The 520-nt window shown below is 81.7% G+C and carries 1 pseudogene; it reads left to right on the top strand.

Annotated features, from left to right (window positions below):
- Positions 1-520 (top strand): annotated as a pseudogene (locus tag IH13_RS43140) (hypothetical protein); the annotation flags it as partial.

The raw sequence follows: 520 nt of genomic DNA, 5'->3' as shown, positions 1-520 counted from the left end.
TCCCCCACCTCCGGCGACGGCGCCCGCGCCGCCGGGCGGCCCCCCGCGCCGCCTGCCCCCCGGGCGCCCCAGCCGCGGTCCGAGGCCCGGCCGTACCCCCGTACCCCCGTACGCCCGGCGCCCCTGGCCGACGCCCGGCTCGCCGAGCGGCCCGGGCCCGTGCTGCCGGGCTGGGCGGCCCTGCTCACCGGGGTGGCCGGGCTGGCCGGCATGCTCACCGTGCCGGCGTGGCACGGCGCCCTGCCGGATGCCGTGGCCGGCGGGCTCGGCCTCCACCCGCGCCCGTACACCGGCCTCGGCGTCGCGAGCTGGGCGCTGCTCGCCCTGCTGGCCACCGTGACGCTGTTCGCGCTCGGCGGCCTGGAGCGCGGGCGGGTCGGACACGCCTGCGTGCTCACCCTCTTCGGCGACTACCGGGGCAGCGTCCGGCGTACCGGCCTGCTCTGGGTCTCCCCGCTCCTGCGGCGCCGGCGCATGGACGTACGGCTGCGGCACTGGCGCAGCGAGCCGCTGCCCGCCG

It is taken from the genome of Streptomyces sp. NRRL WC-3549, assembly GCF_000721935.1.
Taxonomy (GTDB): Bacteria; Actinomycetota; Actinomycetes; order Streptomycetales; family Streptomycetaceae; genus Streptomyces.
The sequence above is the reverse complement of the archived record's forward strand: the minus strand, read 5'-3'. Positions and strand labels throughout refer to the sequence as shown.